Origin of the sequence: Streptomyces murinus (genome assembly GCF_002154555.1) — a bacterium.
GTDB lineage: Bacteria > Actinomycetota > Actinomycetes > Streptomycetales > Streptomycetaceae > Streptomyces > Streptomyces murinus.
In genome coordinates this window covers 1-6,561 of the sequence record NZ_MUNF01000381.1, presented here as the reverse complement: position 1 = coordinate 6,561, position 6,561 = coordinate 1, and the positions used below count along the sequence as shown (strand labels likewise).

The window sequence follows — 6,561 nt, the reverse complement described above, 5'->3', positions numbered from 1 at the left end:
TCGCGCCCCTGAATCGCTCCCAAGCCCCTGAACCGCCCCCCAACGACGAACCGGCCCCCGGTGCACACGCACCAGGAGCCGGTTCAGGGTCGTACAGGCGGACGTCAGTCCTTGATCTCGCAGATCGCGGCGCCCGAGGTGATCGACGCGCCGACTTCCGCGCCCAGGCCCTNNGTCGCCCTCCTTGACCTCCTGGCCCTCCTCGACGGCCACCTTGACGATGGTGCCCTGCATCGGGGAGGCGAGGGTGTCGCCGGAGGCCACGGGGCCCGACTTCTTGGCCGCGCGGCGCTTGGGCTTGGCGCCCGCCGCGAGGCCGGTACGGGCCAGGGACATGCCCAGCGAGGACGGCAGCGAGACCTCCAGGCGCTTGCCGCCCACCTCGACCACGACGGTCTCACGGCCCGTGTCCTCGTCCGCCTCGGCGTCGGCCGGCGCGGCGAAGGGCTTGATCTCGTTGACGAACTCCGTCTCGATCCAGCGGGTGTGGACCTTGAACGGGTCCGCGGAGCCGGTGAGTTCGGGCGCGAACGCCGCATCCCGGACCACCGCGCGGTGGAAGGGGATCGCCGTCGCCATGCCCTCGACCTGGAACTCGTCCAGCGCACGCGCGGCCCGCTCCAGGGCCTCCTTGCGGGTGCGGCCGGTCACGATCAGCTTGGCGAGGAGCGAGTCCCACGCCGGGCCGATGACCGAGCCCGACTCCACACCGGCGTCCAGCCGGACACCGGGACCGGACGGCGGGGCGAACGTGGTGACCGTACCCGGGGCCGGCAGGAAGTTGCGGCCCGGGTCCTCGCCGTTGATGCGGAACTCGAAGGAGTGGCCGCGCAGCTCCGGGTCGCCGTACCCCAGTTCCTCGCCGTCCGCGATGCGGAACATCTCGCGGACCAGGTCGATGCCGGCGACCTCCTCGGTCACCGGGTGCTCGACCTGGAGACGGGTGTTGACCTCCAGGAAGGAGATCGTGCCGTCCTGGCCGACCAGGAACTCACAGGTACCCGCGCCCTCGTAGCGGGCCTCCTTGAGGATGGCCTTGGAGGCGCGGTACAGCTCGGCGACCTGCTCGTCGGACAGGAACGGCGCGGGCGCCTCCTCCACGAGCTTCTGGTGACGGCGCTGGAGCGAGCAGTCACGGGTGGACACGACGACCACATTGCCGTGCTTGTCCGCCAGGCACTGGGTCTCCACGTGCCGCGGACGGTCCAGGTAGCGCTCCACGAAGCACTCGCCGCGCCCGAAGGCGGCGACCGCCTCGCGCACCGCCGAGTCGTACAGCTCCGGCACCTCTTCGAGAGTGCGGGCGACCTTGAGGCCGCGACCGCCGCCGCCGAACGCCGCCTTGATGGCGATCGGCAGACCATGCTCCTCGGCGAACGCCACGACCTCGTCGGCGCCCGAGACCGGGTCGGGTGTGCCGGCCACCAGGGGCGCACCGGCGCGCTGGGCGATGTGGCGGGCCGCCACCTTGTCGCCCAGGTCGCGGATGGCCTGCGGCGGCGGGCCGATCCAGTTCAGACCGGCGTCGAGGACGGCCTGCGCGAATTCGGCGTTCTCCGAGAGGAAGCCGTAACCCGGGTGGATGGCGTCCGCGCCGGACTCCCGGGCCGCGTTCAGGACCTTCTCGATGTCCAGGTAACTGGTTGCCGGTGTGTCACCGCCCAGGGCGAACGCCTCATCCGCAGCGCGGACATGCAGAGCGTCCCGGTCCGGGTCCGCGTAGACGGCAACGCTCGCGATCCCCGCGTCCCGGCAGGCCCGAGCCACCCGGACAGCGATTTCGCCACGGTTGGCGATGAGCACCTTGCGCACGATTGAGGCTCCCTCCTTGAAACAAGCCGAGTTTAGGGACTGCCGACACGGCTCTTCGACCCGTCCCCAATGGTGAGCTTGCCCACACGGAGCGTGATGCGGGGCTCGCCCGACCCGCGAAAGCCCCAGTGGCACCTTGCTACGCAGGACTCCTCCGGAAAACCCTAGCCCTGCCATGTGGCCAAGGTCTCTGTAAGGGCGTGCTGCGGCCCACTCGGTTTCTTTGTCGAGTCCCTACGAATGGCCCAATGATTCTTTGCCGCCGCACGAACCCTTGTCCCCTGGTTTACCCGTTAGTAGCGTTCGCCCTGTCTCGGACTACTGCTGGTAACAGCGGTCAAGGTGGGGAGCGGGTGGGCCGGTGGTGCGCAGGACCGTGGCGTGGGTGGTGACCGTCGTCCTCCTCGTGGAGGCGCTCGGCATCGGGGCGCTGAACTGGTTCCTCGGCGTGGTCGTGGAGCGGCAGAAGATGTCCATGGCCGGCCTGGACCCGCATCTGATGTCGACGTCCTCGAAGGTCGGCGGCGTCGTCTTCGGCCTCTACTTCCTGCTGTGCGCCCTGGTCGCCCTGCTGGTGGCGGTCCGCGACCGGGCCCCCGCCGGCTTCGGGCGCGTCGTGCTGATCAGCGCGGCGGTCGTGCACGGCCTGCTGGGCGCCTTCGCCTGGGGCCTGGTCAACGCGACGGCCTTCCTGGTCATGATCGTGGTGCTCGCACTCCTGGTGCTGCTCCTGGTGTCGTACGACCGTGACGGCGGCCCGGCCGAGGCCGCGCCGGGCGGGGACGGCGGGACCGGTGGCGACCCCAGAGCCGCTGACGGGCCCCTGGACGCCCGTACCGCCTCGCCGGGGGAACCGGTCGCCGGGCGCCCGGCGGAGCCGCAGGACGGGGACGACGGGCCGCAGGACACCGTCCCCGAGCGGCTCACTCGGCCGGTGCCCACAACTCCGTGATGCCGACGCCCAGTTCGGCCAGCAGCTTGCGCACCAGGGGCAGGCTGATGCCGATCACATTGCCGTGGTCGCCGTCGATGCCCTCGATGAAGGGCGCGGAACGGCCGTCCAGGGTGAACGCCCCGGCGACGTAGAGGGGCTCGCCGGAGGCCACGTAGGCGGCGATCTCCTCGTCGCTGGGCTCGCCGAACCGTACGACGGTGGAGGCGGTCGCCGAGACATGGCGCTCGGCCGCCGTGTCCCAGACGCAGTGCCCGGTCTGGAGGGTGCCGGCCCGGCCGCGCATGGACTTCCAGCGGGCGGTGGCCTCCTCGGCGTCCGCGGGTTTGCCGAGCGCGTGCCCGTCCAGCTCCAGCACCGAGTCGCAGCCGATCACCAGGGCGCCCCGCACCTCGGGCAGCGCCGCCACGACCGACGCCTTGGCCTCGGCGAGGGCGAGGGCCAGTTCGGCCGGGGTGGGGGCGGTGACGGCGTCCTCGTCGACCCCGCTCACGATGACCTCGGGCGTGAGGCCCGCCTGCCGGAGCAGGCCGAGGCGGGCGGGGGACTGGGAGGCGAGAACGAGTCGCCTGCGGTGTGTTGCGGTCATGCGGTCAGGTTAGTCACCCGGTTGCGGGCCCGCGCGAATCACCTGGCGGCGGGCTCGCCGCGGACTCGATCGGCCCGGCACGGACCCGGTGGGCTCGGCGCGGACTCCATGGGCTCGGCGCGGACCGGGTGGGCTCAGCGCAGACCCACCAGCGCGGCCACGACCATCGCCGCGGTCACCGCCACGGCCATGATGACGCCGAGCCGCCGCAGCATGTCCTGCGCCTCGCGCAGCTCCTTCGGCGATTCGTCATCAGGGTCTGACCAGAGCACCTGTCCAGCGTGCGGGCGGCGGGGGGCCGGGCGCCTGAGTAGACGTACTCAAATAGGCGCCCGGTGTCCTGCCGCTGTGCGCGGTTCCCCGCGCCCCCTGGGGAATCAGCCCTGGCTCGGCCAGTAGGTGCGGGTCCAGGCCGCCGCGCCCGCCCGGGGGAGGCGGGCGGCGGCGATGCGGGCCGGGTCGGACCACGCGTCCTTCGGGCCCGGCGCGCCGTCCGGCGCGGCCGCCGCGGCGGCCGCGCGGGCGCGGACCACCGCCAGGGCGGCGGCCAGCTCCTCGGGGGTCGGGTTGCCTCGTACGACCTTGATCGTCATATCGGCTCCTGTCGGTCGGCCGGGCCTAGAGGGGGATGTTGCCGTGCTTCTTCGGGGGCAGTGATTCCCGCTTGGTGCGCAGTTGACGCAGGCCCCGGACGATGTGGGCGCGGGTGCCGGACGGCATGATCACCGCGTCGATGTAGCCGCGCTCGGCCGCCACGTAGGGGTTGAGGAGGGTGTCCTCGTACTCCTGGATCAGCCGGGCCCGTACGGCCTCCACGTCCTCGCCGGTCGCGGCCGCCTCGGCGAGGGTTCGCCGGTGCAGGATGTTGACCGCGCCCTGGGCGCCCATGACGGCGATCTGGGCGGTCGGCCAGGCGAGGTTGAGGTCGGCGCCCAGGTGCTTGGAGCCCATCACGTCGTAGGCGCCGCCGAAGGCCTTGCGGGTGATCACGGTGATCAGCGGGACGGTGGCCTCGGCGTAGGCGTAGATCAGCTTGGCGCCGCGCCGGATGATGCCCTCGTGCTCCTGGCCGACGCCCGGGAGGAAGCCGGGCACGTCCACGAAGGTCAGCACCGGCAGGTTGAACGCGTCGCAGGTGCGCACGAAACGCGCGGCCTTCTCGGAGGCGTCGATGTCCAGGCAGCCCGCGAACTGCATCGGCTGGTTGGCGACGACACCCACCGGGTGCCCCTCGACCCGGCCGAACCCGGTGACGATGTTCGGCGCGAACAGGGCCTGCGTCTCGAAGAACTCGCCGTCGTCCACGACGTGTTCGACCACCGTGCGGATGTCGTACGGCTGGTTGGCGCTGTCCGGGACGAGGGTGTCCAGCTCGCGGTCCTCGTCGTTGATCGCGAGGTCCGCCTCCTCCGGGAAGACCGGGGGCTCGGAGAGGTTGTTGGACGGCAGGTACGACAGCAGCTGCTTGATGTACTCGATGGCGTCCTTCTCGTCCCCGGCCATGTGGTGGGCCACGCCGGAGACGGCGTTGTGGGTACGGGCGCCGCCCAGCTCCTCGAAGCCCACGTCCTCGCCGGTGACGGTCTTGATGACGTCGGGTCCGGTGATGAACATGTGCGAGGTCTGGTCGACCATGACCGTGAAGTCGGTGATGGCCGGGGAGTACACCGCGCCGCCGGCGCAGGGGCCGACGACCAGGGAGATCTGCGGGATGACACCGGAGGCGTGGGTGTTTCGGCGGAAGATCTCGCCATAGGCGCCGAGCGAGGCGACGCCCTCCTGGATCCGGGCGCCGCCGGAGTCGTTGATCCCGATGACCGGGCAGCCGGTCTTCAGGGCGAAGTCCATGACCTTGACGATCTTCTGGCCGTACACCTCGCCGAGCGCGCCGCCGAAGACGGTGAAGTCCTGGGAGAAGACGGCGACGGGCCGGCCGTCGACCGTTCCGTATCCGGTGACGACACCGTCGCCGTAGGGCCGGTTCCGCTCAAGCCCGAAGTTGGTGGAGCGGTGCTGGGCGAACTCGTCGAGCTCGACGAACGACCCCTCGTCCAGGAGCAGTTCGACCCGCTCACGGGCGGTCAGCTTGCCCTTGGCGTGCTGCTTCTCGACGGCGCGCTCCGAGCCGGCGTGCGTCGCCTCGTGAATGCGCCGCTGGAGATCCGCGAGTTTGCCCGCGGTCGTGTGAATGTCGATCCCTTGGATCTCGTGACGCTCTTCCGGCTCGGACATCGGGATGCGGCTCCCTGCCTGCTCAAAAGGGGGGACGGTTACTCGTTCGTAGAGTAGTGCTGGGGCTACCGATCAGCACTGCGTCGTTTGCCACACCTAGGGTGGCTTGCATGACGCCCCGAGATGCAGCAGACGACAATCCCGGCCGCTGGTCCGATCTGGACCGCCCGCCGCTGAACGCGACCGCCCTGCGCCGCGCGCTGGTGCGCGAGGGCGGGCTGTGGTCCGGGCTGGAGGTCGTGCAGCGCACCGGCTCCACCAACAACGACCTCGTGGCGCGCGCCGCGGCCGGTCCGGTGGCCGAGGGCACGGTGCTGGTGGCGGAGGAGCAGACGACCGGGAAGGGCCGCCTGGACCGCCGCTGGTCGGCGCCGCCGCGCTCCGGCCTCTTCGTCTCCGTGCTGCTGCGGCCCGCGGAGGTGCCGGTGCACCACTGGGGGTGGCTGCCGCTGCTCACCGGGGTCGCGGTGGCGACGGGGCTGGCGCGGGCGGCGGGCGTGGACACGGCGCTGAAGTGGCCGAACGATCTGCTGGTGACGGTCGACGGGGAGGAGCGCAAGGCGGGCGGCATCCTGCTGGAGCGGGCCGGCGAGGACGGCGTCGTCATCGGCTTCGGCCTCAACGTCTCGCTGCGCGCGGAGGAACTGCCGGTGGCGCGGGCGGGATCGCTGCTGCTCGCGGGAGCGGTGAACACCGACCGGGACCCCCTGCTGCGGGCGGTCCTGCGCTCCCTGGAGGACTGGTACGGCCGCTGGCGCGCGGCCCTCGGCGACCCCGCGGAGTGCGGCCTCCAGGAGGCCTACGCGGCCGGCTGCGCGACCCTCGGCCGCACGGTACGGGCGGAGTTGCCCGGCGACCGCGCCCTGACCGGCGAGGCGGTGGCCGTGGACGGCGACGGCCGCCTGGTCATCGCGACGGCGGAAGGGGTTCAGCCGGTGGGGGCGGGCGACATCGTGCATCTGCGCCCGGCGTGAGG

6 protein-coding genes and 1 pseudogene are annotated in these 6,561 nt (G+C 71.8%); 2 read left to right on the top strand and 5 right to left on the bottom strand.

From position 1 onward, the window contains the following. Positions 1 to 174 precede the first annotated feature (174 nt). A pseudogene (locus tag CCN72_RS22900) lies at positions 175 to 1,812 on the bottom strand (acetyl-CoA carboxylase biotin carboxylase subunit); the annotation flags it as partial. Between the two features lie 361 nt (positions 1,813 to 2,173). Here CCN72_RS22900 and CCN72_RS22895 point away from each other — a divergent pair. Further along, a complete protein-coding gene (locus CCN72_RS22895) occupies positions 2,174 to 2,764 on the top strand; it encodes a hypothetical protein (RefSeq protein ID WP_402149888.1) in 591 nt (196 codons plus the stop codon). Here CCN72_RS22895 and CCN72_RS22890 read toward each other — a convergent pair. From CCN72_RS22890 to CCN72_RS22875, 4 genes are all read right to left on the bottom strand, one after another. Next, positions 2,736 to 3,353 (bottom strand): Maf family protein, encoded by a 618-nt coding sequence (locus CCN72_RS22890; RefSeq protein WP_085566270.1) that lies wholly within the window; start codon positions 3,351 to 3,353, stop codon positions 2,736 to 2,738. The genes CCN72_RS22895 and CCN72_RS22890 overlap by 29 nt on opposite strands. Positions 3,354 to 3,487: 134 nt before the next feature. Beyond that, positions 3,488 to 3,625: a morphogenic membrane protein MmpB gene (gene mmpB / locus CCN72_RS39715; protein ID WP_086809141.1), complete on the bottom strand. Its 138-nt coding sequence runs from the start codon at positions 3,623 to 3,625 to the stop codon at positions 3,488 to 3,490. Positions 3,626 to 3,730: 105 nt separating this feature from the next. Further along, positions 3,731 to 3,946 (bottom strand): acyl-CoA carboxylase epsilon subunit, encoded by a 216-nt coding sequence (locus CCN72_RS22880; protein WP_085566271.1) that lies wholly within the window; start codon positions 3,944 to 3,946, stop codon positions 3,731 to 3,733. Between the two features lie 25 nt (positions 3,947 to 3,971). Beyond that, positions 3,972 to 5,585: an acyl-CoA carboxylase subunit beta gene (locus CCN72_RS22875; protein ID WP_086809140.1), complete on the bottom strand. Its 1,614-nt coding sequence runs from the start codon at positions 5,583 to 5,585 to the stop codon at positions 3,972 to 3,974. A gap of 110 nt (positions 5,586 to 5,695) precedes the next feature. Between CCN72_RS22875 and CCN72_RS22870 the strand changes: the two genes are divergently transcribed. Continuing rightward, positions 5,696 to 6,559: a biotin--[acetyl-CoA-carboxylase] ligase gene (locus CCN72_RS22870; protein ID WP_086809139.1), complete on the top strand. Its 864-nt coding sequence runs from the start codon at positions 5,696 to 5,698 to the stop codon at positions 6,557 to 6,559. Positions 6,560 to 6,561: the final 2 nt, after the last annotated feature.